The sequence below is a fragment of the Zhouia amylolytica AD3 genome (genome assembly GCF_000511935.2).
GTDB classification, from domain to species: Bacteria; Bacteroidota; Bacteroidia; order Flavobacteriales; family Flavobacteriaceae; genus Zhouia; species Zhouia amylolytica.
Genome location: NZ_AYXY01000002.1, coordinates 56,302 through 81,839, shown reverse-complemented (window position 1 = coordinate 81,839; position 25,538 = coordinate 56,302). Strand labels below are relative to the sequence as shown.

28 protein-coding genes are annotated in these 25,538 nt (G+C 34.4%); 14 read left to right on the top strand and 14 right to left on the bottom strand.

Features of this window, described 5'->3' with window-relative positions; genetic code table 11:
• Window positions 1-6 precede the first annotated feature (6 nt).
• Both P278_RS02970 and P278_RS02965 read right to left on the bottom strand, forming a co-directional pair.
• Window positions 7-624, bottom strand: a complete 618-nt coding sequence (locus P278_RS02970; RefSeq protein ID WP_038262122.1) for a trimeric intracellular cation channel family protein — start codon at window positions 622-624, stop codon at window positions 7-9.
• Window positions 624-1,367, bottom strand: a complete 744-nt coding sequence (locus P278_RS02965) for an RDD family protein (protein WP_038262119.1) — start codon at window positions 1,365-1,367, stop codon at window positions 624-626. Before P278_RS02965 ends, P278_RS02970 begins: the two co-directional genes overlap by 1 nt.
• A gap of 24 nt (window positions 1,368-1,391) precedes the next feature.
• Here P278_RS02965 and P278_RS02960 point away from each other — a divergent pair, with 24 nt between their 5' ends.
• The 7 genes from P278_RS02960 to P278_RS02930 all read left to right on the top strand — a co-directional run bounded on the left by P278_RS02960 (window position 1,392) and on the right by P278_RS02930 (window position 8,140).
• Window positions 1,392-2,369, top strand: a complete 978-nt coding sequence (locus tag P278_RS02960; protein WP_038262115.1) for a stage II sporulation protein M — start codon at window positions 1,392-1,394, stop codon at window positions 2,367-2,369.
• Window positions 2,356-3,282 (top strand): hypothetical protein, encoded by a 927-nt coding sequence (locus P278_RS02955; protein ID WP_038262112.1) that lies wholly within the window; start codon window positions 2,356-2,358, stop codon window positions 3,280-3,282. Before P278_RS02960 ends, P278_RS02955 begins: the two co-directional genes overlap by 14 nt.
• 5 nt (window positions 3,283-3,287) lie before the next feature.
• Entirely contained in the window at window positions 3,288-4,025 is a 738-nt protein-coding gene (locus P278_RS02950; protein ID WP_051413376.1) for a hypothetical protein, read from the top strand.
• Complete coding sequence (locus P278_RS02945; RefSeq protein WP_038262109.1) at window positions 4,022-5,260, top strand: DUF4350 domain-containing protein; 1,239 nt, start codon at window positions 4,022-4,024, stop codon at window positions 5,258-5,260. The genes P278_RS02950 and P278_RS02945 overlap by 4 nt, the downstream gene beginning before the upstream one ends.
• A 2-nt stretch (window positions 5,261-5,262) precedes the next feature.
• Window positions 5,263-6,273, top strand: coding sequence for an AAA family ATPase (locus P278_RS02940; RefSeq protein ID WP_175496589.1), 1,011 nt, complete (start codon window positions 5,263-5,265; stop codon window positions 6,271-6,273).
• A gap of 5 nt (window positions 6,274-6,278) precedes the next feature.
• On the top strand, window positions 6,279-7,610 hold the full coding sequence (locus tag P278_RS02935) for a DUF58 domain-containing protein (RefSeq protein ID WP_038262106.1): 1,332 nt from the start codon (window positions 6,279-6,281) through the stop codon (window positions 7,608-7,610).
• Window positions 7,611-7,729: 119 nt separating this feature from the next.
• A complete protein-coding gene (locus tag P278_RS02930) occupies window positions 7,730-8,140 on the top strand; it encodes a VOC family protein (protein WP_038262104.1) in 411 nt (136 codons plus the stop codon).
• 58 nt (window positions 8,141-8,198) lie between these two features.
• On the opposite strand, the gene P278_RS02925 is transcribed toward P278_RS02930, so the two are convergent.
• Entirely contained in the window at window positions 8,199-8,678 is a 480-nt protein-coding gene (locus P278_RS02925) for a Dps family protein (RefSeq protein WP_038262102.1), read from the bottom strand.
• 112 nt (window positions 8,679-8,790) lie between these two features.
• Between P278_RS02925 and P278_RS02920 the strand changes: the two genes are divergently transcribed.
• Complete coding sequence (locus tag P278_RS02920) at window positions 8,791-9,741, top strand: LysR family transcriptional regulator (protein WP_038262099.1); 951 nt, start codon at window positions 8,791-8,793, stop codon at window positions 9,739-9,741.
• Window positions 9,742-9,777: 36 nt separating this feature from the next.
• Here the strand turns inward: P278_RS02920 and P278_RS02915 are convergent, their stop codons facing one another.
• The 3 genes from P278_RS02915 to P278_RS02905 all read right to left on the bottom strand — a co-directional run bounded on the left by P278_RS02915 (window position 9,778) and on the right by P278_RS02905 (window position 11,626).
• Window positions 9,778-9,975: a hypothetical protein gene (locus P278_RS02915; RefSeq protein WP_038262097.1), complete on the bottom strand. Its 198-nt coding sequence runs from the start codon at window positions 9,973-9,975 to the stop codon at window positions 9,778-9,780.
• Window positions 9,976-10,078: 103 nt separating this feature from the next.
• Window positions 10,079-10,879, bottom strand: a complete 801-nt coding sequence (locus P278_RS02910) for a TIGR00266 family protein (RefSeq protein WP_038262094.1) — start codon at window positions 10,877-10,879, stop codon at window positions 10,079-10,081.
• A gap of 321 nt (window positions 10,880-11,200) precedes the next feature.
• The gene (locus tag P278_RS02905) at window positions 11,201-11,626 is read right to left on the bottom strand and encodes a DUF4442 domain-containing protein (protein WP_082436071.1); all 426 of its coding nucleotides are present in this window, start codon (window positions 11,624-11,626) and stop codon (window positions 11,201-11,203) included.
• Window positions 11,627-11,843: 217 nt separating this feature from the next.
• Here P278_RS02905 and P278_RS16495 point away from each other — a divergent pair, with 217 nt between their 5' ends.
• The 4 genes from P278_RS16495 to P278_RS02885 all read left to right on the top strand — a co-directional run bounded on the left by P278_RS16495 (window position 11,844) and on the right by P278_RS02885 (window position 15,204).
• Window positions 11,844-12,314: a DUF4870 domain-containing protein gene (locus P278_RS16495; RefSeq protein ID WP_038262087.1), complete on the top strand. Its 471-nt coding sequence runs from the start codon at window positions 11,844-11,846 to the stop codon at window positions 12,312-12,314.
• A gap of 63 nt (window positions 12,315-12,377) precedes the next feature.
• On the top strand, window positions 12,378-12,722 hold the full coding sequence (locus tag P278_RS16490; RefSeq protein ID WP_038262085.1) for a PadR family transcriptional regulator: 345 nt from the start codon (window positions 12,378-12,380) through the stop codon (window positions 12,720-12,722).
• Window positions 12,715-14,445: a PspC domain-containing protein gene (locus tag P278_RS02890; protein ID WP_038262082.1), complete on the top strand. Its 1,731-nt coding sequence runs from the start codon at window positions 12,715-12,717 to the stop codon at window positions 14,443-14,445. Before P278_RS16490 ends, P278_RS02890 begins: the two co-directional genes overlap by 8 nt.
• A gap of 30 nt (window positions 14,446-14,475) precedes the next feature.
• On the top strand, window positions 14,476-15,204 hold the full coding sequence (locus tag P278_RS02885) for a head GIN domain-containing protein (RefSeq protein ID WP_038262079.1): 729 nt from the start codon (window positions 14,476-14,478) through the stop codon (window positions 15,202-15,204).
• A 76-nt stretch (window positions 15,205-15,280) separates the two neighbouring features.
• Here the strand turns inward: P278_RS02885 and P278_RS02880 are convergent, their stop codons facing one another.
• From P278_RS02880 to P278_RS02870, 3 genes are all read right to left on the bottom strand, one after another.
• Complete coding sequence (locus tag P278_RS02880) at window positions 15,281-15,868, bottom strand: YceI family protein (RefSeq protein ID WP_055725801.1); 588 nt, start codon at window positions 15,866-15,868, stop codon at window positions 15,281-15,283.
• Window positions 15,869-15,961: 93 nt separating this feature from the next.
• Complete coding sequence (locus P278_RS02875) at window positions 15,962-17,233, bottom strand: hypothetical protein (protein ID WP_038262075.1); 1,272 nt, start codon at window positions 17,231-17,233, stop codon at window positions 15,962-15,964.
• 23 nt (window positions 17,234-17,256) lie between these two features.
• Window positions 17,257-17,838, bottom strand: a complete 582-nt coding sequence (locus P278_RS02870) for a YceI family protein (RefSeq protein WP_038262072.1) — start codon at window positions 17,836-17,838, stop codon at window positions 17,257-17,259.
• Window positions 17,839-18,104: 266 nt separating this feature from the next.
• On the opposite strand from P278_RS02870, the gene P278_RS02865 reads away from it, so the two are divergent.
• Window positions 18,105-19,115, top strand: a complete 1,011-nt coding sequence (locus tag P278_RS02865) for a dipeptide epimerase (protein WP_038262069.1) — start codon at window positions 18,105-18,107, stop codon at window positions 19,113-19,115.
• Window positions 19,116-19,183: 68 nt separating this feature from the next.
• Here the strand turns inward: P278_RS02865 and trxB are convergent, their stop codons facing one another.
• Complete coding sequence (gene trxB, locus P278_RS02860) at window positions 19,184-20,152, bottom strand: thioredoxin-disulfide reductase (protein ID WP_038262066.1); 969 nt, start codon at window positions 20,150-20,152, stop codon at window positions 19,184-19,186.
• Between the two features lie 200 nt (window positions 20,153-20,352).
• Between trxB and P278_RS02855 the strand changes: the two genes are divergently transcribed.
• Window positions 20,353-20,802 (top strand): hypothetical protein, encoded by a 450-nt coding sequence (locus P278_RS02855; RefSeq protein WP_038262063.1) that lies wholly within the window; start codon window positions 20,353-20,355, stop codon window positions 20,800-20,802.
• 41 nt (window positions 20,803-20,843) lie between these two features.
• Here P278_RS02855 and P278_RS02850 read toward each other — a convergent pair whose 3' ends face one another.
• From P278_RS02850 to P278_RS02835, 4 genes are all read right to left on the bottom strand, one after another.
• Entirely contained in the window at window positions 20,844-22,193 is a 1,350-nt protein-coding gene (locus P278_RS02850) for a Gfo/Idh/MocA family protein (RefSeq protein ID WP_038262061.1), read from the bottom strand.
• 27 nt (window positions 22,194-22,220) lie between these two features.
• Window positions 22,221-23,165, bottom strand: coding sequence for a formylglycine-generating enzyme family protein (locus P278_RS02845; RefSeq protein WP_161808332.1), 945 nt, complete (start codon window positions 23,163-23,165; stop codon window positions 22,221-22,223).
• A 148-nt stretch (window positions 23,166-23,313) separates the two neighbouring features.
• On the bottom strand, window positions 23,314-24,696 hold the full coding sequence (locus P278_RS02840; protein WP_038262054.1) for an MBL fold metallo-hydrolase RNA specificity domain-containing protein: 1,383 nt from the start codon (window positions 24,694-24,696) through the stop codon (window positions 23,314-23,316).
• On the bottom strand, window positions 24,696-25,526 hold the full coding sequence (locus P278_RS02835) for an ATP cone domain-containing protein (RefSeq protein WP_038262052.1): 831 nt from the start codon (window positions 25,524-25,526) through the stop codon (window positions 24,696-24,698). Before P278_RS02835 ends, P278_RS02840 begins: the two co-directional genes overlap by 1 nt.
• Window positions 25,527-25,538 lie beyond the last annotated feature (12 nt).

Below are 25,538 nucleotides of genomic sequence, written 5' to 3'. Positions count from 1 at the left end.
ATTAATTTAATCTTTTTCTTTATTCTCTATAGAAGGTAGGGCTAACTTATACTTAACCGCCAATAATCGAATAATAATTACTATGGCTATAGGTGCAGCATAGATTATATCCGACTTGATAGGAAGTTCATTCAGAACAAAATAACTAATACCTCCAATTATGCAGGCAGTGGCATAAATTTCTTTTCCTTCAAATATAACCGGGATCTCATTACATAGTATATCTCGCACTACCCCTCCAAAACAAGCGGTTATAGTTCCGAGAACAACACACATAAAAGGATTAAGTCCGGCTTCCATTCCCTTTTCAACTCCTACTACCGTATACAGGCCAATACCAATCGTATCAAAAAGAAAAAGAGAAGTTCGCAGATATCGTAATTGTTTTCTAAATAGAATGGCAAAAATCACTGATCCCACTATTACATACATATAGGTATAATTGATAAGCCAAAAAACAGGCGTCTTACCTATAATTATATCCCTGATGGTTCCTCCTCCCGTTGCGGTTACGAATGCTATAATAAAAACTCCAAACGGATCGAGCTTCTTATTCATTGCTGCATAAACCCCTGAAATAGCAAAGGCTATGGTTCCTAAAATATCTACGATATAATAAAACATTACATGGACTGAGTATAATAATTATAATCTTTCAAAACGGTGTCTATAAAAACCTGAGTGTCGTATCCTTCAGCCTTCACACCTATCACCTCTTCAACCTTTGATTTTAATTTCATCAAAGTAACATGATCTAATGATTTTTTCGCAGTTAGCAAGGTTTCCTTAATGATGCGCACATCATTATCAGAGAGATTGATAACTGAGGGATAGGTAGGGACATACTTATCGGATAATTTCTCTAATATAGTGTGATTGATGGTTATTTTGTCTTTCAAACTGATCACAGCAGTTCCAGCCGAAATATCCCCTAAACGTTGATTTCTGTCATTAACAATTACAGTTACCAAACCAATAATTCCACCCATCATATTAATATCAATGATTCTAAAGAACCACCGCATAATATAATCTGCAAAAGAGGCTTGGTACCCATCTATCTTCACTACTTTTATCTTTAGCAATCGTTTGCCTAAGGTCTGACCCTCTAACAAAGATTCAAAAACCAAGGTATAAAATATTACCGGCAGGAAAAAAATCAATATAAAAGCTATTCTTGACCAATCATCCCACCCCATCATGAACCGCTCTACACTAAACAAATTAAACAGCAATTGAAATACAACGACTGAATATGCTATTTTTATAATCAGATCTACAGCATAGGCCAGTATACGCTCTCCAACAGAAGCCGCCGTAAAGTTTATATTTACATTTTGGGTAGTATTTATTTGTAGTTCTGTCATTTTATTTTTTTACCTTAGCTCGCCATGAGAGAAGTTGCGTTCATCAAGCAAAATAAAGAAAAATGGCTAGATTTTGAAAAAGCCATTTTTAAAAATCAATTAAAAGATCCAGACGAACTGGCTTCCCTGTATGTGCACATCATAAATGATTTGTCTTACGCTCAGACCTATTACCCTAAGAGTAAGGTAACTACCTACCTCAATCAATTAGCAGCCAAAGCCTTTCAAAAAATTTACAAAACAAAAAGAGAAGATACGAACAGATTTGTTCATTTTTGGAAAACAGAGATTCCTTTAATCGTATATCAGTATCGAAGATATATATTATACTCCTTTCTTATATTCATTACGTTTATGGCTATAGGAGCTGTATCTGCAGCTCATGATGATACCTTTGTAAGGTTAATTTTAGGAGATCACTATGTGAATATGACTCAGGAAAACATTAAAAATGGCGATCCGGTGGCTGTATACAAGAGTGGCAGTAATTGGGGAAGCTTTATTGGCATCACCCTAAATAATCTTTATGTTGGAATTAAAGCCTTTTTATTTGGTGTTTTCGGTGGATTAGGTACTGGTTTAGTGCTATGTTTTAATGGTATTATGATAGGAGCTTTTCAATATATGTTTCACAGTGAAGGAGTTTTATGGGAAAGCGTTAGGGGTATTTGGATACATGGATCTATGGAAATTTTTGCCATTATGATAGAGGGTGCGGCCGGATTAATTTTGGGAGCCAGTATTTTATTTCCCAAAACATTCAGTCGATTCAATTCTTTTAAGACAGGTATAAAAGACGGAGTTAAAATATTAATCAGCACATTTCCATTTACAATTGCAGCAGGATTCCTTGAAGGTTATGTCACCAGGTATTCGAATATTATGACAAACTGGCTCTCTATTGGAATCATTCTTATTACATTGTCTGCCATATCCTTTTATTACTTAATTTATCCAACCATTGTAACCCGAAAACTTAAATTAGAACATGGAACTATATAAGTCGAGAACTTTTGGAGATTTTTTCTCTGATACTTTTGCTTTTCTTAAACAAAATGGGAAACATTTCTTTAAACAGTACTTTATAATTAACGGTGTGTTTATCCTTGCTTTCATAGCAGTATTATTCATGGGATTCTACTTTTTTGGTGACTTTCTGGGTTTATCAGGGGTACAGGCTTCCAGTGTTGACTTTGAAAACTTTGCCAATGAAAATGCCGGAGTTTTTATCCTGCTAATAAGTCTGCTAATTATAATAGTTACCATCATATCAGTTGTAAATTATACATTTACGCCTTTTTATTTAAAACTTTATGAGGCCAATGGTAAAAACTTTTCCACGAAAGACATAATAGCTACTTACAAGGAAAACATTGGAAAGGTCATTCTCTTTTTTCTGGTATGTATTCTTTTAATGATTCCCACTGCAATAGTAGCCGCAATACCTTATATAATATTAATGTTCACTTTTGTGGGCGTATATTGGATGGTTGGTATTATTATGTTTATTTATAATGGTGCTTTTCTTGAATACATTCATAGTAAAAAAGGGGTTTTTGAAAGTTTTGGATATAGTATGAGCCTGATTTTCGGCAAGAAATTCTGGCATGCATCAGGAGCTATCTGGCTGTTTTATTTAATGATCGGTATTGTCATGCTTATACCCTTTTTATTCCTTTACTTCTTTGTCATCGTTTCTGTTTTAACAGAGCAGAATCTTGATCAAAACCCTGGCAGCAATATAACTTTCCTGGTGATATTATTAATTGTTTATGCACTGATTTTAATATTAGCCATCATTGCAAATAACTTTATTCAACTTAACCAGGGGATCGTTTTTTATAGTCTTAAGGAAGAAAAAGAAAATATCAATACTAAAAGTGTTATTGACCAAATCGGAACCTCTACTGAATAATTTTTATGAAGAACCACTTATTTTTCTTTTTAATAATTCTAAATCTGAGTTGTTTATATCCTCAAAGTGCCAATGTTAGTCTAAAGGATACGCTAAGCATAGATCAGAGTATTGTTTCTTCAAGAAACTTTGAAAACGGATTTAAAGAAAAATACACGGGTAAGGCTTATGACTACGAAGAGGCTGTAGCCAGCAAAGGATGGTTTACCAGGTTTAAAGAATGGTTGGCAGAATCGTTGAGTAATCTTTTTGATATTGATCAAGGTACAGATGCTGAGAGTCTAGCCGATTCGGTTATTAAAACATTCTATGTACTCATCATCATTGCTGTCATTTTTATTATTGTAAAGTTAATAATGAATAAAGAAGGTAGATGGGTTTTTGGTAAATCAGCTAATAAATCCATTCTAAAAGTTGACGATATTGAGAATAATATTCACACCACCGATTTTAATACTTTAATTTTTAACGCTGTTAATGAAACGAATTATAGATTAGCAGTACGTTATTATTACTTATGGCTCTTGAAAGAGCTTACTAACTATCATCTGATAACCTATGATGTAGAAAAAACCAATAGTGATTACTTAAATGAAATAACCAATGAACAAATAAAGGCTAATTTTAATTATGCTTCTTATTTATACAATTACATTTGGTATGGGGAGTTTAAAGTAAGTAAGGAAGATTTCGAAAAAGTTTCCAGGAATTTTGTGCAACTTATTAATTCTGTTTCCTCATGAACAAAACCTTAAAAGTGTACATTGGAGTCTTAATTCTCTTAATTATTGGAATTTTTGTTTTAGAAATAACCAAACCAACTCCGATTGATTGGTCGCCAACCTTCAACGAAAAACACACCAAACCTTATGGGCTAAAAGTACTTTATCAGGAGCTCCCCTCCCTTTTTAAAAATCAGGAGCTATTAGATATAAACATTACTCCTTTTGAATATTTTGATAATACATTTGATCAGGTCGATTCAACCTATGGTATAAAAGGTTCCTATCTATATATTCACGATGATTATATGGTAGATGAAGTATCTGCCGAAAAACTATTGGATTTTGCCGGTGAAGGTAATTCCATTTTTATTTCCTCCACACAATTCCCACAAACCCTTAAAGACTCTTTAGACTTTAAAATAAAATACGAATATAGTTTTAGTGGTAAAGCAACCTTAACACTTGCAAATCCACAATTTAGTCGTGACAGTATTACCATTGACAAAAATGCCCAGGATATTTATTTTAAGGAACTGGATTCTCTGACAACTATTGTACTGGGATTTCATTCGATTTCAAACGAAGCTGACATTTTGGACATTAATCAAAAAGAGGCCTTAAAAGATCATATCAACTTCGTTAAAATTAACTACAAGAGTGGAACGTTTTATTTACATACTCAACCCTATGCCTTCACTAATTATTATCTTTTGAAAGAAAATAATTTTAAATATATAGAGAATGTAATGTCTTACCTCCCCGATCAAACAATTCTATTTGATTCCGTAAATAAGGAAGGAAAAGAACTAGGCTCATCACCCTTTCGGTTTATTCTATCAGAACCTTCCTTGAAATGGGCATGGTATATCTGTTTAATTGTTCTGATAACATTTATGGTCTTTAATGCTAAAAGAAAACAACGAACCATTAGAATCATAAAGGCTTTACCAAACACTACAGTTGACTTTACAAAAACAGTAGCCAATTTATATTACGAAACAAAAGACCACTCAAACCTTATTAATAAAAAAATAACCTATTTCCTTGAGAAAATAAGAACTGATTATTTTATCGACACAGATAATCTGGATGACAAATTTGCCAAAAACCTGGCTTTAAAAGCAGGAAAAAACAAAGAAAGTATGCTTAAACTTGTAAGGCTTATTAAGTATTTAAAATCCAGAGGTTCACATAGCGAGGCACATTTACTTGAATTGAATAAACAGATAGAAGAATTTTACAATACCAACTAATTATGGAACATCAAGAAGATAAAAAATCAATAGATAACGCTAATGTACAGTTTGAAAACAGAATCGATCTTTCAGAATTACAAGAAGCGGTAGGTAAGATAAAGTCCGAATTATCAAAAGTAATTGTCGGTCAAAAAGGAATGATCGATATGCTTATCACGGCGCTTTTGTCCAATGGGCATGTACTAATTGAAGGTGTGCCTGGAGTAGCTAAAACAATTACTGCCAAATTATTGGCCAAGGCATTAACGGTAGATTTCAGCCGCATTCAGTTTACTCCGGATTTAATGCCATCAGATATATTGGGGACTTCGATCTTCGATCTCAAGAAATCTGAATTTGAATTTAAAAAAGGTCCGATTTTCGCCAACATGATTTTAATCGATGAAATTAACAGGGCTCCTGCCAAAACACAGGCAGCATTATTTGAAGTAATGGAAGAGCGACAAATAACTATCGACGGACAAAAATTTCCTATGTCGCCACCATTTATGGTTTTAGCTACCCAAAACCCTGTGGAACAAGAAGGCACTTATCGTTTACCAGAAGCCCAATTAGATCGATTTATTTTCAAAATAGATATAGATTATCCATCGGTAGACGAAGAAGTGGAAATTATCAGTAGAGAACACAAATTAAAGGAAGCTAAAAAAACAGATAAAGTTACGGCGTTTTTAAATGGAGAACAGGTTGCCAGATATCAAAGTATAGTAAATGAAATAATAGTCGAACCACACTTATTAAAATATATCGCAGAACTCATTGTTAATACACGTAACAACCAATTCTTATATCTGGGAGCTTCGCCGAGAGCCTCTATTGCAATTCTTAAAGCATCAAAGGCCTATGCAGCTATGAACGGTAGGGATTTTGTAACACCGGAAGATATAAAACAAGTGGCCGTTCCTGTTTTACAGCATCGTATAATTGTAACCCCCGAACGTGAAATGGAAGGTGTAAGCGCTAAGCAAATTGTTCAGCAAATTATTCAGGCTGTTGAAATACCACGCTAATTAATATGAGGTTTCTTCGATCATTTTACATAGAAAACAGATGCTATTATTTCTTTCTGGCAGTGATAGTACTTTTTGTACTGAGCTTTATTTTTCCTAAGCTTTTTTTTATTGCCCAATTATCATTATTTATTGTTTTAACTTTCTTCCTACTAGACATTGTTACCGTTTTTAGTACCAATAAAGGAATCTATGCCAAAAGAGTACTTCCAGAAAAGTTTTCAAATGGTGACAGCAACCCTATTACAATAAAAATAGAGAACAGATATACTTTTCCAATTTTTACACGAATAATTGATGAAATCCCGGAGCAATTTCAAATAAGAGATTTTAAAATTGACAGAAAACTTGCCGCATCAAAAGAATATACAATTAAATATGATCTAAGACCTACGGAAAGAGGTGAATACCATTTTGGAAAATTGAACCTCTACGTAAAGTCTTTTTTAGGCTTGGTTGCCAAACGTTATACATTTTCAGAAGATGAAATGGTTCCAACCTATCCTGCATTTCTACAGTTAAAAAAATATGACCTCCTAGCATTTACAAACAATCTCCACCAGTATGGTATAAAAAAAATCAGACGCATCGGACATACGATGGAGTTTGAACAAATTAAAGAATATGTACAAGGCGATGATATCCGAACTATTAATTGGAAGGCTACAGCCAAGAAAAACCAATTAATGGTTAATCAATTCCAGGATGAAAAGTCGCAACCTGTGTACTCAATTATTGATAAGGGAAGGATAATGAAAATGCCCTTTGAAGAATTAAGCCTGTTAGACTACGCTATTAACGCCACCCTGGTCATGAGCAATGTGATATTAAAAAAACAGGATAAAGCAGGTATGTTTACTTTTTCTAAAAAAGTTGACAATATTGTTGTAGCGGAGAGAAGAAATAGCCAGATGAACCTTATTCTTGAAAGTTTATATAACGTAACCACTAATTTTTTTGAATCTGATTATAGCAAGCTTTATGGAAGTATAAAAAGAAATATTTCTCAAAGAAGTTTATTTCTGCTTTATACGAACTTCGAAACCCTGGATGGTTTACACAGACAATTACCCTACTTAAAGGGAATCGCAAAAAGTCATTTACTCGTTGTGATCTTTTTTAAGAACACAGAATTAAATCAATTAATAGAAAATAAAGCAGAAACTGTACAACAGGTATACGACAAGGTAATAGCCGAAAAGTTTGCCTTTGAAAAGAGATTGATAGTCAACGAACTCAAAAAATATGGTATCCATTCAATTTTGACCTCACCGGAAAACTTAACCATAGATACCATAAATAAATATTTAGAGATTAAGGCCAGAGGATTATTATAGTAATACACTTGATGATCGCTTCTTATTTAAAATGAGTGATTCCAATGCATAACAGATTTATATTCTCATTAATGCATTACGACAATATGGGAGTATTATTAATACGAAATATTTAAGGCATGAAATTAAAACCACATAACTCAAAAGATTTTACATTCAACAAGGACCACGATGCTATTCAAGTTAAAAATTTACGGGTAAGTGCTGCTTTTTATGAAAAAGTGTTTGGTCTGAAAGAAATCTATAACGCCGGATTAGGTGAAAATTTTAAATGGTATCAGCTAAATGACAAAGTACAAATTCATCTCATAGAAAGTGAAGAAGACTTCAAACCTCATAAAGGCGTTCACATGGCTTTAAATATAAATAACCTTGAGGGTTTTATGAAATTCTTAAATGCAGAGAAAATACATTTTGAAAATTGGCCAGGTGAAATGAATACTACCAATACAAGACCAGATGGAATTAAACAGATCTATATAAAGGATCCAGATGGGTATTGGATAGAAGTAAACGACAATCGTCTTTAACTAATATAAAAGGAGCCTGTGCTTGTACAGGCTCCCTTTATTAAATAATCTTTAGAATTTATATTTTCTCTCCTAACCATGCTTTCATCATCCAAACTGTCTTCTCTTGTTCGGTAATAAAGTCACTCATCATTGAATTAGTTCCTTCATCGCCGGCCTCATCAGATTTATCTAAAATCACTCGTTCAATTTTTAGCAGCTCAGTCAATGAATTTATCACTAATTTCACAGATTTCTCATCTTCGTGAATATCTTTTCCCACTGGAACCTTTGCCGCGTTAACATAGTCTTCAAAAGTATGCAATGGAGTACCTCCTAATGTAAGAACCCTTTCTGCCACTTCGTCTACCTTTACTTGCGCATCATTATAAAGCTCTTCAAACTTCGCATGTAAATCGAAAAATCGCTTTCCTCTGATATTCCAGTGAATTCCTCTTAAATTTTGATAATATACCTGAAAATTGGCTAATAAATTATTTAGATCTATTACCAATTCATTTGTTTTTTGTGTGTTTAACCCTAAACTGTTTAAGCTCATAAATACTTTACTTTTATATTTTATTTTCTACATAAAAATACAAATATTAATAGCGAATAGCTATAAGTTTAATTGATAGTTTTTATATTTTTATCACTCAAAACTATATATAATGACAATTACACAACTTCAATATGTTTTAGCAGTAGCTGAGCATCATAATTTTACACTTGCTGCAGAAAAAAGCTTTGTAACACAGCCAACCTTAAGTATGCAGATACAAAAGTTAGAAGAAGAGTTAGGAGTACAAGTTTTCGACCGTACAAAAAAACCTATTCAACTAACCGAAGTAGGAAAGAAAATTGTAGAACAAGCGAGAAACATTGTCAATGAATCTCACAGAATTAAAGACATTGTTGATCAGCAAAAAGGTTTTGTAGGAGGTGAATTTAAATTAGGAATCATTCCTACGATAACACCTACATTGCTTCCCATGTTTCTAAAAAACTTTGTCAATAAGTATCCAAAAATCAATTTAAAAATTGAGGAACAAACCACGGAAACCATAATACAAAATTTGCATGAAGGTCATTTAGATGCTGCAATTGCAGCTACTCCACTCGGTAATGACAATATTAAAGAACGTGTACTTTATTATGAGCCCTTTGTTGCTTATTTACCTCAAGGACATGAATTAAACAAAAAAGAAAAATTAAATATAGAGGACATCAATACCGACGAATTACTACTACTGGAAGATGGACATTGTTTTAGAAACAGTGTTATCAATTTATGTAAAAACAAAAATAAACTAAAAGATGAAAAATTCTTTTTAGAAACAGGGAGTTTTGAAACTATGATTAAGCTTACTGACGAAGGTTTGGGAATGACTCTTTTACCTTATTTACACACCTTGGATATTAAAGGAGAGCAACGTAAACAATTACGCTTTTTTGAAGAACCTAGCCCAGCAAGGGAAGTTAGCTTAATATATCACAAGAGCGAATTAAAATTACACATAATTGACGCACTGCGCGATGTCATTGCCTCGGTGATAAGAGGAGCAATAGCATTTCACAATGTACAAATAATCAGCCCAATGCCTGACAAAAAAGCCAGCTAAACAAAAAATTAAAAGCCCTCTTTTAGAGGGCTTTTGTTATGCTTTTAAATAGATTAAACATTGAGATAATTCCGGTTTTTCATTAATGAATTGTTGGAGCCATAATCTTAACTCATCCAATTCATAAGGAAGCAACCTTGAGGCTGCCTTTTCTAATTCTTTACAGAACAAAACCGTATCGAAACTTACTTTTTGTAACACCATTTTGGTGTACTCATACATTGCTCTTGGCATGATATGAATATTAGATTTAGGTAATAATGGTTTATTTAGTTTAACGTATCTAATATACGAAATATTGCAAAATGTAGCTTAAAAAATACGTTAAATAAAAAACCTAAAATCTGTTATCTCCATCTAACAGATCACCGATACCTCCTAAAACACTTCCCTCTCCTTTGTCCTTACCACCTGCACGAGGTGCCGCAGCCAATACACGTCCAGCCAACCTGCTAAAGGGTAATGACTGAATATAAACTACTCCGGGTCCTCTTAAACTTGCAAAAAATAATCCTTCCCCTCCAAAGACAGTATTCCTAATTCCTCCGACAAATTCGATATCGTAATCTACCTCTTGTGTAAATCCAACGATACATCCGGTATCAACCTTTAAGACTTCACCTGGAGCCAATTCTTTTCGAGACAAGGTACCACCGGCATGAACAAAGGCCATTCCATCACCTTCAAGCTTCTGCATTATAAAGCCTTCTCCTCCAAAAAGCCCTCTGCCTAATCGTTTTGAAAACTCTATCCCTACAGAAACACCCTTAGCAGCACAAAGGAATGCATCCTTTTGACAAATAAACTTCCCTTGATAATTCGTAAGATCAATAGGTACGATCTTACCAGGATAGGGAGCTGCAAAGCTTACTTTTTTCTTTCCACTTTCTACATTTAAAAAAGCAGTCATAAATAAACTTTCGCCCGTTAATAATCGTTTACCCGCAGAAAATAATTTCCCTAAAACCCCACTCGTTTGATTAGAGCCATCTCCAAAAATAGTGTCCATTTTAATTCCACTATCCATCATCATAAAACTGCCTGCTTCCGCTACTACAGCTTCTTGTGGATCAAGTTCTATTTCTACAAATTGCATTTCTTCTCCATAAATATGAAAATCAATTTCGTGTGCTGTCATGTTTATTATTTTAAAGTTTATAATCAATTAGTCAACAAAAAAGCGACGGTGTTACACCGAAGCCCATATCAATACACTATGGTGATGGACTTTTATTTTGTTATTGTAAAACATATAGGTAATAAGCCTGCAAAAAATTTATGCTCAGTAACATGTAAAACAACTTACAAAATACATTACCCATCGACTCATTAACATTATAAATGTTCTGTTATACAGAATAAATGTATAAAATCATTTAATACAGGAATAGAGCGTTAACCAACACTTTTAAAGCCTTTTTGAAAACTATGACTATTTTTTAATTAAATCCCCTTCCCCCTACTTGTTGGTTTTAGCCTTTAGCGTCCACTCGAAGTTAAAGGTTGATACCACATCGCCATTTTCATCCACACCTATGGATTTCATCCAAATGGTCTGACCTTCTCCAGTTTCAATTGCTTCCTTAATGGCGGTATTTACCAATTTTCCGTCTTTACAAGTAAACGTGATTCTTCCTACTGCCTTCTTTGAAAAATTAGCGTTCATATTTAGAACCAACATTGAAATCGGCTTTTTATTTTCTTTTATTTGGTTCATAACTAAGACACCTGTGGTCATTTCAGCAGCCATTCCCTGGACGGCCCAAAACATAGATTTGAATGGATTTTGATTAATCCACCGATGTTTCACACGTACTTTGCAATGAGATTCATTTATTTCTTTCACTCTTATACCACATAACCAGGCTGATGGCAATTTAAACATTGTAAAAGTATTTAGTTTACTCGGAGTCATAGTCTATTTGGAATATTTCATTGCTCTAATGTATTGAATTTAATTGAACTAATTATCATCTCTAAAATCTTAATATTTTGTTAAATTTTAGTACTTTGTTTTGCATAATACCTTCTTTTAGATATATATTTGCATAAGAAATTAATAGGTAAACCATAAAACAATAAATTCAATCAATCAAAAACTAATGAACTCATCAATCACTAAACATCAAAAAACCTTGTCAGCTATTATCCACCTGTCGACATTTTCGAAGTATTTTATTCCTTTCGGGAACTTTATTCTTCCATTGGTACTTTGGACTTCGAATAAAAATGATTCCGATTTTGTGGATTACAATGGCAAACAAGCATTAAATTTTCAGATCAGTATCCTATTATACAGTTTAGCGCTTGGAGCCATTTCTGTTATAATAGCATTATTCTCAGCATGGGAGTTCGTTCATTTCGTTGATATATTTGAACACAACACGCATCAAATCGATATAGATTTGGATAATATCTTTCATCTAGGTAGTGGTTTGTTTTTTATTGGCATCATTGGCAGTTTACTTCTGGGACTTTTGGTTCTGGATGTATTTTGTACCATTTTGGCTACCATTAAAGCTAAGGATGGCATAGCTTATAAATACCCGTTAACTATTAATTTTTTAAAATAAATTCATCAATCACAACATCATCAATCAAAAAACGAACAGTTTAACTTAAAGCATTATGAAACCATGAATATAGAAAACACAAAGGCACAAATGCGAAAAGGGGTACTGGAGTATTGCATCTTATCCATTTTAAAAGGCGAAGACAAATATGCTTCAGAAATATTAAGTACTCTTAAAGACGCAAAGATGCTTGTGGTAGAAGGTACCATATATCCGCTGCTAACAAGATTAAAGAATGCTGGATTACTCAGCTATCGCTGGGAAGAATCTACATCTGGTCCACCTAGGAAGTATTATTCTTTAACCGAAAACGGTAAAATCTTTTTAAAGGAACTAAACAATACGTGGAACGAATTACGAAACGCTGTAAACCTAGTAACTAGCCATAAAACTCACGACAATGAATAAGACAATAAACATAAATCTTGCAAACACGTTTTTTCATATAGATGAAGACGCTTACGCAAAACTTCAGCGATATCTTGAAGCAATAAGAAGGTCGTTTACTGACTCTGAAGGACGCGATGAAATTATAGCTGATATAGAAGCGCGTATAGCTGAATTATTCACAGAGCGTCAGCAACACGACCGCCAGGTAATTTCAACCAAAGAAGTGGATGAGGTTATAACTATCATGGGACAACCGGAAGATTATCTTGTAGATGAAGAGATCTTTGATGATGCTCCTAAGGCTAAGGCTAGAACTAGAGGCACACATAAAGAACAGAAGAAACTTTACAGAGATACTGACAACAAATACATTAGTGGTGTTTCCTCTGGTTTAGGACATTACCTAGGTATAGACACCATTTGGATTCGATTATTATGGATCTTACTAACATTCGCCTCAGGCTTCACTTTTATATTTGTTTACGTACTGTTTTGGGTGTTAGTTCCCGAAGCAAAAACAACCGCCGAGAAATTAGCTATGACCGGGGAAGAGGTAAACATTAGTAATATTGAAAAAAAAATTAAAGAGGGTTTCGATAATGTTGCCGACAAAGTTAAAAATGTAGACTATGAAAAAGTAGGGACGAAAGTAAAAAGTAGTACAGACACCTTTTTCGATGCAATAGGAAATGTCTTTATGTTCATATTTAAGATTTTCGCAAAACTCATTGGTATATTATTGCTAATCATTTCAGCATCTACATTAATAGGGTTATTTATTGGATTATTCACCGCGGGCACTATAGACATGTTTGGTATGGGACAACCTTGGATGGAATTTGTTCAGGCATCAGTAGAAGCTCCTATCTGGTTAATTTCAGCCATGATGTTTTTTGCGGTAGGCATCCCTTTCTTTTTCTTGTTTTATTTAGGCCTAAAAATCCTCGTAAGTAATGTAAAGTCAATTGGAAGTATTGCAAAGTTTACTTTACTTGGTTTATGGATTATTTCGATTATCGGTTTAACAATTTTTGGACTAAAAACCGCTTCGGTACACACCGTTACAGGTAGTGAAACAATTAATGAAGCTTTATTCACGGATCCAACCGACACATTGGTAGTTGAAATGGTTGTTGCAGAAAACATCGATAACAGATATTACCGTAATTCAGATTTCGACATCATCAGAGATGGCTCTGAAAGAAAGATATACTCAGAAGACGTACACTTTCAGGTTAGATCCACCACAGATTCGGTTGCTACCATCAAAGTAATAAAAGAATCTCATGGAATGAACTATGACGATGCTAATCGAAATGCAACAGCAATTGAATACGATTACTCAATATCCGGTAATACCTTAAAACTGAACAACTTTTTAACAACCGATTACGCTAATAAATTTAGAGATCAAGAAGTGAACATTGTCATTTATATCCCAGAAGGAAGTACCATATACTTTGACAAAACAACGAAGCGAGGTATAAGCCGAATGTATAATAACGATCAAGGATTTCATAGTGGATATGCAATATCAGAACATTACTGGAGAATGAATGATGACACACTGGAATGTCTCGATTGTGAGGAGAATGATGATGTGAAGGAGGAAGAAAAAGATACTGTAATTAACAAAATTAAAATTGATGCCAAAGGCATTGATATCAATGTAAAAGATAAATCAGGAGACTCATTTAAAATGAAAGTGGATGAGTCTGGTGTTCAAATTAAATCAAACTAATCAATTCATCAATCAAAAAACAAACAGATCATGGGAATTTTAATTAAAGTATTAGTAGTAGCTATTCTATCAATACTATTGTCATCATGTCAATTCGATTTAAATTTAGGATCGGGAGAAAAAGGAAATGGCAATGTCGTTAATGAAGATCGTGTTGCTTCAGAGTCATTTACAATAGTTGATGCATCGGAAGGACTTGATGTTGTCATTATTCAAGGAGATAACACTTCTGTCAAGGTTGAAGCTGATGAAAACATCATTAACCTTATACAAACAGAAATCAGTAATAACAGATTAAAAATACATACTTCATCACCAGTAGGCTGGGCTAAATCAAAAAAGGTCATTGTCACTTTACCGATTGTTACGACCCTAGAAAGTTCAAGTGGTGCTGATATTGAAGTGGAGGGGGAATTAAACTCAGACCATATAAAACTCGATGCCAGTAGTGGTTCAGATATTCATGTTACTTTAAAAGCAAATAAAGTAGAAGCCAGTACGAGCAGTGGTGCAGATATTAAGATCTACGGTTCAACCGAAAGCCTTTATGCGAATGCCAGTAGCGGAAGTGACATTAAAGCAAGTAATCTAACGGCACTAAATGCATATGCCAAAGCAAGTAGTGGTGCAGATATTAGTGTAAATTGCACGGAATTACTTGATGCGAAATCTAGCTCCGGAGGTGATATTCACTATGACGGAAATCCCAAAGTCATAGATAAAAAGGGATCCTTTGGAGGTGATATCCAAGGAAATTAAAACTATAGCCAACCAAGTAAAAAAGGTTGAACCAGATATGGTTCAACCTTTTTGATTTTTGAATATAATGAAGCGTTTAAGTGTCTTTCAGAATGAGTCGAAAATCAATATTTATAATATCATCCACTTTAATAATACCAAACATTTTTTTCGGTGGTTCCAGTTTAAAATCACTGATGTTCAATTTTAGAACCCCTGAAACCTTTAAGTTATTTCCATTCAATTTTGTAATACCAACCGGCACTCTATAAGACTTGGTTATCCCGGCAATCTTTATATCAGTTAAAACATCTGCTTCAGTCCCTCCAATATTTAACACCTTATCTATCTTTAATAGAATTCTTGGATGTTGGTCTGATTTCACCAGAATATTAAAATCACGGTTAATGGGTTTACTCCCACAATCAAAACAATTGTTATCCAATTTTAGAACTGTTTGTCTGAAATCTAAACTTTTTTGATTTCTTTGATACACAACTGTTATTGGACCCGTTAACTTTTCAATCTTATAGTTACATTCAAACCTATTTATATTAGTTGACCCTGAAATTGTCAATTCACTCTCGTTAGCTATTTTCACAACCTTTTCATTAACCAACACAGGTTTTAAAGTTGTAAATGCCATTCCAAAATAAACTATTGGGATTAAGAGTAAACTTTTCATAACTGTTAATTTACAATTTTATGGAATGCTCCGCAATGCCTAAAGTATTGCGGAGCATCTAGTTATATTTAAGTGGATCTGACTAATTCCATTTTAGAAACTAATAGCAGCCTCAAGAACAAATCCGTTAAACTTACCATCCTCAAGAAGATCTCCAGTAGGATAATCGTTGTAGTTCTGAGTTACATATTCTGCTTTCATTAGTATATTCTTTGTCATAAACCAACCTCCTCCAACATTGAATCTGTTGATTGACACATCATCTCCACTTGCCAATTCAGCATTCACTGTATTGTAACGAGTTCCGATATAAAAGTTTTCAGAATTTCCGAATCTGTATAATAATTCACCTGCGTATTGTTGAGTATTTCTTCTATCAGTCTCCCCTAGGGCTTGTCCATTAGTTAATTCAACGGTTCCGAAAAATTCTAATCCGCCATATTTTAAGAATGGATTGAACATGATGGCAGTAATTTTATTTTTAAATCCAGGATCAAAACGGCTTGCTCTAAAATTATCGCCTGAAGCCCCTTCTGCTTGCATAACATTGTAGTATCTGGCACCAGCTCTGTCTGCTGTATAAAGATATACACTTGGAGCATATCCTGTGTTATAAAGTGAACCGGTTAATCTGAATCTAAAATCTTCATTAATTTGCTTGTCATATCCAAGTTTGGCTAAAAATGCAGCACCACCTGTTGTACCGTTAGATTCTTTTACACTTTGGTTTAGTTTACCGTTACTGAATCCTAACATTCCAAACCAAGGACCTCTGAAATAATATACCTCTGCTCCAACCTCTGTTGTAAATGAATCCATAATCAAGTTACCTACGAATGGATTGTATAAAGACATTGAGTTATCAGATCTTCTAAAGTGGGCATCGCCATAGTTGTTCTCCATATGTCCGATTTTAATTCTCATATGGTCCATTAAATCACTGGCAAAACCTTCTTTTATGAAATCCAATTTGTCAATTTGAAAATACCCTCCTTTTACATAAGGTTCATGGTGGTGTCTAGATGATAAATAGGTTCTTAAATGCATTCTTACACCATCATAAAGAGCTACATCCAAATCAAGATTTGCAGTCGCCAGGTTAAAATTGCTTCCAATTTCTTGCAATGGTACCGTTCCTGAATTTTCATTATCTAAAGCTTGGAATTGTAAAGTTGAAGATCCACCAATTCTTACGTGTACTCCATCAAAATTTGAAGTACTATTATCTTTTACGGCTTCAAAATCATTAATACCTCTTTGATCGGGTTGTCTAAAATTGTCTAAATCACGATTACTCTGGGCATACATATTGACACCTGTTAATATGAGCACAGCAATGACTAAATTCTTGATAATTGATTTCATAGATGTTTAATTTTTAATTTATACTATTCGGTTAGGGTTGTTTTTATTTTTATTGTTACTTCATTACCTGTTGTTATTGTTCCAAATAAGGCTGTAGGTGGTTCAATATTGTAATCTGTCATCTTTATTTTCTTGGAACCAGTCAATTTTACAGTTCCTGCATTAATTTCCATCTGCAAAGGCAAGGTGATGCGCTTTGTAGTCCCGGAAATGGTTAAATCCCCTTCAAGTTTTACGTCATACTTGTTATTTCCTTTTGCAGTGGTTTCTTTTACTTTAATCAGGTTAAACTTTATAGTTTTATACTTTTTAGCATTTAAAGCTTTATAAGTATTTTTATCCATCCCAGACTTTCCACTCTTCAGACTTTCTGTTTCAACACTGAAATTTAATTTCGCAATTTCCGCATTGTCAATGGACTTAAAAGTTATTACTCCCGATTGATTTTCTGCCTTAATTTCCCAATCATGTATATTTGAAGTTCCTTCAACAATTAATGCTGAGGTCTGTTTTGCAACTTTGTATTCTTGAGCTACGCCCAAATGAACTCCCATGATCAAACAGAAAAGAATTAATAACTTTGATATGCTGCTTTTGTACTTCATGACTCTAATAGATTTATGTATTATTTACACTACAAAGATTTTCATAATGCGTGAAGGAAAAGATGATATTTGTCAGTAATATGATAGAACTGATATATGTCAGTTTACCCATGTTTTAACAAATTCAGGTTTGTTTTATTCAAAACTTAACTATGGAAGATTACGTACAGCTAATCCAAAATAAATTTAATACTCTAAATCAATAAGTTGGATGATAGAACAATAATTTTAGCTATCTTCCTTAATCAAAAAGAAGTACTCTTTTCATGGAAATTGTTTTAAAAAAATATGTTTTAGAACTAAAAAATACATTTGGTATTTCAAGGCAATCACGCGATTATCAAGAGAGTTTAATAGTATGTTTAAGTTTAAATGGTAAAACTGGTTATGGTGAAGCAGCTGCTAATTCCTATTATCATATTACGGTTGATGAAATGATCGAGGAATGTGGTTCTTTAAAAAACGATCTGGAGAATTACAACTTTTCAACTCCCTCTGATCTGCACAATTGGCTTAGTTCAAAAAATCTTTCGAATTTTTTAAGGTGTGCCATAGATCTGGCAGCCTACGACCTCTATGGTAAATTACAGCAAAAACCCTTGTATAAAATATGGAACACCTCTATTGATAATTATCCAATTACAAACTATACCATAGGAATAGCCCCCATTGAGGAAATGATTGATAAAATGTTAAGCTTCCCATGGCCTTTATATAAAATTAAATTAGGGACTAGTAATGATCTGGAAATAGTTGAAACACTTAGAAAGTATACAAAAAGTACCTTTAGAGTCGATGCAAATTGTGCCTGGGATGCAGAAGAAACTATTTATAACTCGAAGAATTTAAAAAAACTAGGAGTTGAATTTATAGAACAGCCTTTGGAAGCTTCAAATTGGACAGGCAATAAAAAAGTATTTAAAGAAAGTGCTCTGCCTATCATTGCAGATGAAAGCTGTATAACCGAAAACGATGTTGAAAAATGTTATGGACATTTTGATGGAATTAACATCAAACTTACCAAATGTGGAGGACTTACCCCTGCCCTTAGGATGATAAAAAGAGCCCAAAAACTAAAATTAAAGACGATGGTAGGATGTATGACTGAATCTACTGTTGGAATATCAGCCATAGCGCAACTCCTTCCTCAATTAGATTACGTAGATATGGACGGGGCAATGTTACTTAAAAATGATATTGCTAAAGGAGTGCAAATCACAGACAATGGAAAAGTTATTTTCCCCTCCCTGGGAGGAAGTGGAATCAGCTTACTTTAATTATTAAAAAAGTCGCATTTGATTTAAATCAAATGCGACTTCATATGTTATTAGGTAAAACTTATAAATTATCGTTCAACTTCTTCGAAAGACTCTTTAGCGGCCAAATACCTTTCTGCGTCAAGGGCAGCCATACATCCAGTTCCAGCAGCTGTTACCGCCTGCCTGTATACATGATCAGCAGCATCCCCTGAAACGAACACACCTTCTACATTCGTCTTTGATGTACCTGGTTCATTTATAATATAACCCGTTTCATCCAAATCTATATAACCCTTAAAAATATCTGTATTTGGCTTATGTCCAATTGCAACAAAAAATCCGGTAGCTGGTAATTCTTGTGTTTCTCCAGTAACATTATTCTTTACTCTAACTCCGGTTACCACTTGTCCATCTCCTAAAACCTCATCGGTTTCGGTATTAAACATAATTTCTATATTCTGGGTATTTCGAACTCTGGCTTCCATAATTTTAGAAGCTCTGAATTCATCTCTTCTCACCAACATGGTAACTTTTTTACATAACTTCGATAAGTAATGTGCTTCTTCGCAAGCTGAATCTCCAGCTCCAACAATAACAACTTCTTGGTTTCGGTAGAAAAATCCATCACATACAGCACATGCCGAAACACCACCACCTAGTTTAAGATATTTTTGCTCGGAAGGCAATCCTAAATATTTAGCAGATGCCCCTGTTGAAATAATTACGGTGTCACAATGTATTTCCTTAGTTTCATTAACCCAAACCTTATGGATAGGTCCGGAAAAATCAACTTTAGTAATCCACCCGTCTCTAACATCAGTTTCGAAACGCTCAGCTTGATTTCTCAACTCGACCATCATTTCAGGCCCTGTAATACCCTCAGGATACCCTGGGAAATTTTCAACTTCATTCGTAGTTGTTAATTGACCCCCCGGTTGAGAACCTTGATATAAAACAGGTGACATGTTAGCTCTGGCAGCATAAATAGCCGCTGTATATCCCGCAGGACCAGAACCTATTATAAGACACTTAACTCTTTCAATTACTTCAGACATAATTTAAATATTTACTATCTCGGACAAAAGTAACTTTTTGGTTTATATAGCAATGTTAAAAGTTATTAAAAGTTATTATTTCATTATTGAAAACAACAATCATAGATAAAATTGCTACATCCAAAATTTAAAGTTTAAACAAAAATTCCGTAAATTTAAGAGAATAACACGCTGATAATGAACACTAATAATATATCACTATGAAAAATTACCTATTACCATTTATCATCTTAAGCGCACTGTTTCTAATTAGTGCCACAAGTCCAAAAATTCAACCACAAAACCATACGCTCGAAGGAGCTTGGGAACTCATAAGCTTTTATAACTACAACGAAGACAATGAAATTTCTGATACCGTTCCAACCTCTGAAGGTTATAGACAAATAAAAATGTATCAGGCCGGTAAGGTAATGTGGACCCGTTATGTCCCTAAAGACTCCATTGAATGGTTTGGATATGGATCATACACCAACACAGATAGCGAACTGGTAGAAACTTTAGAATACGGTTCTAATTCTATGATGAGAATTATTGATACACTAAGAGTATTTAAATTTGAGCTGGTATTAGGAAAGGAGCACTTTACACAAATTACGGTAGATGATGATGGGCAGCGCGTTTTTTCTGAAAACTATAAACGTCTTAATTAAAAAAAAAGAAGGGATAAGGCTTGTACCTTATCCCCATATACCTACATTACCTTCGTTTTACCAGGTGATGGAATTATATAAGTTCCATCAGACGTTGGCTTAACCGGAGCTTCAGAATTCCAGTCTAGATTGTCAGGCACCAAAGCCAAATCAGAATTTAATGCTTCCTCCCATTTAATTACTTTCCCTGAATAAGTAGCCATTCTTCCCATTATCGCAGTCATGGTACTTTTTGCTCCATGTTCTGCATCCGCTATTAGGCCGCCATTTCGTATCGATTCAAATAATCTGTTGTGTTCTTGTTGATAGGGATTAGGATCATTGAAACCGGCATATTTATAGACCTCTTTTCCATCTAAGCCTTTAATATAGGTTGCCCCGGCATCATTTGTTTCTATAAATCCTTTCGTCCCTTGAAATACCTCTCCAACCTTATACATCGTACCAGGTTGATGACGACATTGACTTGAAATAACCGCTCCATTGGCATATTTAAACTCTACAAAATGATGATCAAAAATCTCTCCATATTCTTTTCCTGTTCGTACCTGGCGTCCACCCATTCCCTGTGCAGAAATCGGAAAATCTCCGACAAACCAGTTTGCAATATCAATATTATGAATATGTTGCTCCAAAATATGATCTCCGCATAACCAATTAAAATAATACCAATTACGCATTTGATATTCCAATTCAGTTTGCTCTGGCTTACGCTTTCGAACCCAAACACCTCCTCCGTTCCAATATACCTGCCCTGATACTATCTGACCAACTGAACCCTCTGCTATTTTATTGGCCATGTCAATATAATTATTTTGGTATCTACGCTGCAATCCTACCACAACGTTTAGCTTCTTCTCTTTCGCCAACCTCGCTGTTTCCAATACTTTCCTTACTCCAGGAACATCTGTTGCTACGGGCTTCTCCATAAACACATGCTTCCCTGTTTTAATAGCATATTCGAAATGTTGCGGTCTAAAGCCTGGAGGGGTAGTTAAAATAACCACATCTGCCAAATCCATCGCTTTTTGAGCAGCATCAAAGCCAACAAATTGATTTTTCTCTTTTACTTTTATCTTTTTTGTTTCCTTAAATTCTTTAGATAAATTCCTTAAACTTGATTGCAATCTATCTTCAAACGCATCTGCCATCGCTACAAGTTCTACATTATCATCTGCTTTAAGTGCCTGGGCAGCAGCTCCAGTACCTCGTCCCCCACAACCAATTAGAGCCAATTTTAGCTTTTTATTATTAAGGACATTAACCATACCATGCATTTGCGACATAGGCAACATCATCCCTCCTAAAAGAAGAGAAGTATTTTTACAAAAAGTTCTTCTGGAGTTTCCCTCCGATAGTTTAGATAAAATTAATTCATCACTTTTGCTCATAATTTAATTGTTATAGTGGTTAATATTTTATTCGATCTCTTTAGGTCCCCAAAATTTTTCGTAATCTTTTGTATCAGGCGCCTCTTTCACTCTAACGATCCTAAATCCAACATGTGGTGCGTCTGTATGCCACCATTTACTTTTCGGAAATTGAGGATCCCTGCGCTTCCATTGATCTGTAGAAGCCAGACGGAAAGCACTGCGTAACGCGTTCGGCTCATCTATCCATGAACCACCTCGAACTACTGTAGGATATTCATCTTCCGGGAAGATAATCGGATCAACAACCTTCTTCTTTTTAAACTTTTTATATGCTTCTTCCTGGTATCCGTCTAAAACCAATTCTGCTACATTTCCGTGCATATCATACAATCCCCATGCATTTGGTTCCTTTTGTCCCACTTTATGATAACTTCCACCACTATTACTCTGATACCAGGCATGGTCATCTAATTTTTCATTAGATGCACCAAAAGAATACGCTGAATTTGTACCTGCTCTACAGGCATACTCCCACTCAGCCTCGGTAGGCAGTCTGTAGAAATGTCCTGTTTTTGCAGAAAGCCATTCACAAAATTTAGATGCGGCCAGCCGCGTAACATTTACAATGGGTAAACCACTCCCTGTACCCATTCCCATACTCATATCAACATAAGGAATTGTAGCGCCAGAAATAGCATCTATGTCTACTGACACTTCCGCATCCTCCGAAATGCTTCCTACATTATCAATCTCTCTGTTCAAATACAAATAGAATAAATCCCATGTAATTTCATATTTAGACATCCAAAATGAAGTAATTTCAACTTCATGGCTGGGAGATTCATCATCTTTTGCGTTAACATCTTTTGAAGAACTGCCCATCTCAAATACCCCTCCCGGGATTGACATCATATCTATTTTTAAATCAGAACCTGAAATATCCTGAGTGTATCCATCAGGATTTTGTGCAAACGAGATATGGCAAAACATTAAAAAAATTAATAAAGAGAGTGTAGTTTTAAACATTTTGTTAGTAGATCTTAGATTAATCAAGATCTAAAAATGCATTTTTTTTACCAAAAAAGCAATTATTCAAAAGAATACCACTTAATTAGAAAAGAAAAAGATATTTTTCACATTACGAATCAATCGATAAAGATACAGATTCATATAATTTAGGTATATAAACGTTATACTGATACCGTTTATGAATTTCAGTTTTTAGCACTTTCATAGCTCCCTCTTCTCCATGAACTAAGAAAAGCCTTTCGGGTTTTTTTTCAAGGTTGGACAACCAATTAAGAAGCTCGTTTTGATCTGCATGAGCAGATAAAGAAGATATCGATTCAACTTTAGCTTTCACAGGATAATATTTCCCGAAAAACTTAAGCTCCTTTACACCTTCCTGTAAAGCCCTCCCACGAGTACCCTCTGCCTGAAAGCCAACTAATAATATAGTGGTATTTTCCTCGTCAATGAGTTGTTGTAAATAAGTCAAAACTCGCCCCCCGGTAACCATTCCACTTCCTGCAATTATAATTTTGGGCTGCTTATTGTCGATAACCTCCCATGTTTCCCGGTAGGAGGAAACAAAATTCACATGATGAATCATAGCTTTAAACTCTGAAACATTTATCTTATGCCAATTCTCGTAATTTAGGAAAACATCCAACACCCGATCTCCCATAGGGCTATCAACAAAAATAGGAATGTTAGGAATTTTATTTTTTTTATACATTCTCCAAAGAATAATAAGCAATGTTTGAATTCGTTCTACTGCAAAACTTGGTATTATAAAATTCCCCCTATTATAAATAGTTGAATTAATGAGATCTACCAACTTATTTTCCACAGGCTCTCTGGAGTGCAATCGGTCTCCATATGTTGATTCAAGAAACAAGTAATCTGCTTTTTCAGGTTTCTCCGGAATATCAAGCAATACATCCTGTTCCCTTCCTACATCTCCTGAGAAAACAAAATACTTCCCATTTATAACTAGCTCCACAAAGGTTGCTCCTAAAATATGACCGTTATAACGAAATCTCACTGAAACTTGCTCAGCGAGATTAATCCAATTATTCTTTGGTTGAGATTGAAATAATGAAAGTGTATTTCCCACATCCTCCAGAGTATATAAGGGTAAGGCCGGATGATGTTTAGAATAACCTTCCTCATTAGCCTTTTCTGCTTCTTCTTCTTGTATTTTGGCACTGTCCTCAAGAATTATCTTGGCAATTGCTAAAGTTGGTTCCGTGCCAAGTATTTTACCTTGAAAACCTTGATTAACGATCTTGGGTAAATAACCTACATGATCCAAATGACCATGAGTTATTAATATATAGTCTATAGAGCTTGCATTAAAAGGTAAATCCTTCCAGTTCTCCTCACGCAATAGCTTTTCACCCTGAAATAATCCACAATCTACCATAACAATACAGTCATCGAGCTCTATTAAGTATTTCGAGCCTGTAACTGTTTGAGCGGCACCATAAAAATGGACTTTGACCTTATTAGTTTTCATCAATCACATAACTGTTTCATATAAGAAATAATCCGTTCCTTCCGTTCTTCAGAAATACCTAGATGATCTAACATAAATCCTTGGTTAATTAAATCACGACATAGCACAATTCCGTGTTCCAGAAGAAAATCTTTTTCTCTCCCGGATAGTAAAGAAGAACAAGTAACCGGATGCAAGCCAAGACGGTTAATTCTATCCTTTAAACTGTTTTCATTTGGATAGTCCCAGCTCATTAAATATAACCCGGCACAAATACCAAATTGAATTGCATCAGTAGTAAATCTAGTGTTCGTAACAACCCAACCCTCCCTTAAGGTTCGGTCATCTTTCCAGGTGGCTTTAACATCATTGTACCGTGAATGAATATAAAGAGGAACTTTAACATTACATTTGTTAGTACGGTCAGAGTGAAATTTGCATTCCACTAAATACCCCGAATTATTCTTAAATGCAACAACATCAATTTCATGATCTACACAGGCTCCTTTAACAATCAACCCTACCGAGCACTCATAACCCGAATAAGTAAGAATTCCTGCTATAAACCGTTCAAAGGGAAATCCGGTCGGTCCTAATTCATAAATTGCTTTTTTCAATTTATATTTCGATGCATATACCTCCTTATTTTTTTTTAACATCGCATAGGCACGATTATAAATTTCTTCGGTGGTTATACCCGTATATAGCTCATCGTAAACTGTATCTACTATTTTAGAAATCAGATCGTGTCCTGCCCCTGTATGCTTTAAAGAAGCTCTAAGCTTATCGAACGAAAAATTTACTACTTCACCTGATCTTTTCTGAACCTTAAAAACTTTTTCAGTTTCCATACCAAAAGGATT

Excerpts from the sequence above, each read along its gene's own strand:
- P278_RS02970 (WP_038262122.1), bottom strand. The coding sequence starts at position 624 with ATGTTTTATTATATCGTAGATATTTTAGGAACCATAGCCTTTGCTATT.
- P278_RS02965 (WP_038262119.1), bottom strand. The coding sequence starts at position 1,367 with ATGACAGAACTACAAATAAATACTACCCAAAATGTAAATATAAACTTT.
- P278_RS02960 (WP_038262115.1), top strand. The coding sequence starts at position 1,392 with ATGAGAGAAGTTGCGTTCATCAAGCAAAATAAAGAAAAATGGCTAGAT.
- P278_RS02955 (WP_038262112.1), top strand. The coding sequence starts at position 2,356 with ATGGAACTATATAAGTCGAGAACTTTTGGAGATTTTTTCTCTGATACT.
- P278_RS02950 (WP_051413376.1), top strand. The coding sequence starts at position 3,288 with ATGAAGAACCACTTATTTTTCTTTTTAATAATTCTAAATCTGAGTTGT.
- P278_RS02945 (WP_038262109.1), top strand. The coding sequence starts at position 4,022 with ATGAACAAAACCTTAAAAGTGTACATTGGAGTCTTAATTCTCTTAATT.
- P278_RS02940 (WP_175496589.1), top strand. The coding sequence starts at position 5,263 with ATGGAACATCAAGAAGATAAAAAATCAATAGATAACGCTAATGTACAG.
- P278_RS02935 (WP_038262106.1), top strand. The coding sequence starts at position 6,279 with ATGAGGTTTCTTCGATCATTTTACATAGAAAACAGATGCTATTATTTC.
- P278_RS02930 (WP_038262104.1), top strand. The coding sequence starts at position 7,730 with ATGAAATTAAAACCACATAACTCAAAAGATTTTACATTCAACAAGGAC.
- P278_RS02925 (WP_038262102.1), bottom strand. The coding sequence starts at position 8,678 with ATGAGCTTAAACAGTTTAGGGTTAAACACACAAAAAACAAATGAATTG.
- P278_RS02920 (WP_038262099.1), top strand. The coding sequence starts at position 8,791 with ATGACAATTACACAACTTCAATATGTTTTAGCAGTAGCTGAGCATCAT.
- P278_RS02915 (WP_038262097.1), bottom strand. The coding sequence starts at position 9,975 with ATGCCAAGAGCAATGTATGAGTACACCAAAATGGTGTTACAAAAAGTA.
- P278_RS02910 (WP_038262094.1), bottom strand. The coding sequence starts at position 10,879 with ATGACAGCACACGAAATTGATTTTCATATTTATGGAGAAGAAATGCAA.
- P278_RS02905 (WP_082436071.1), bottom strand. The coding sequence starts at position 11,626 with ATGTTTAAATTGCCATCAGCCTGGTTATGTGGTATAAGAGTGAAAGAA.
- P278_RS16495 (WP_038262087.1), top strand. The coding sequence starts at position 11,844 with ATGAACTCATCAATCACTAAACATCAAAAAACCTTGTCAGCTATTATC.
- P278_RS16490 (WP_038262085.1), top strand. The coding sequence starts at position 12,378 with ATGAATATAGAAAACACAAAGGCACAAATGCGAAAAGGGGTACTGGAG.
- P278_RS02890 (WP_038262082.1), top strand. The coding sequence starts at position 12,715 with ATGAATAAGACAATAAACATAAATCTTGCAAACACGTTTTTTCATATA.
- P278_RS02885 (WP_038262079.1), top strand. The coding sequence starts at position 14,476 with ATGGGAATTTTAATTAAAGTATTAGTAGTAGCTATTCTATCAATACTA.
- P278_RS02880 (WP_055725801.1), bottom strand. The coding sequence starts at position 15,868 with ATGAAAAGTTTACTCTTAATCCCAATAGTTTATTTTGGAATGGCATTT.
- P278_RS02875 (WP_038262075.1), bottom strand. The coding sequence starts at position 17,233 with ATGAAATCAATTATCAAGAATTTAGTCATTGCTGTGCTCATATTAACA.
- P278_RS02870 (WP_038262072.1), bottom strand. The coding sequence starts at position 17,838 with ATGAAGTACAAAAGCAGCATATCAAAGTTATTAATTCTTTTCTGTTTG.
- P278_RS02865 (WP_038262069.1), top strand. The coding sequence starts at position 18,105 with ATGGAAATTGTTTTAAAAAAATATGTTTTAGAACTAAAAAATACATTT.
- trxB (WP_038262066.1), bottom strand. The coding sequence starts at position 20,152 with ATGTCTGAAGTAATTGAAAGAGTTAAGTGTCTTATAATAGGTTCTGGT.
- P278_RS02855 (WP_038262063.1), top strand. The coding sequence starts at position 20,353 with ATGAAAAATTACCTATTACCATTTATCATCTTAAGCGCACTGTTTCTA.
- P278_RS02850 (WP_038262061.1), bottom strand. The coding sequence starts at position 22,193 with ATGAGCAAAAGTGATGAATTAATTTTATCTAAACTATCGGAGGGAAAC.
- P278_RS02845 (WP_161808332.1), bottom strand. The coding sequence starts at position 23,165 with ATGTTTTGCCATATCTCGTTTGCACAAAATCCTGATGGATACACTCAG.
- P278_RS02840 (WP_038262054.1), bottom strand. The coding sequence starts at position 24,696 with ATGAAAACTAATAAGGTCAAAGTCCATTTTTATGGTGCCGCTCAAACA.
- P278_RS02835 (WP_038262052.1), bottom strand. The coding sequence starts at position 25,526 with ATGGAAACTGAAAAAGTTTTTAAGGTTCAGAAAAGATCAGGTGAAGTA.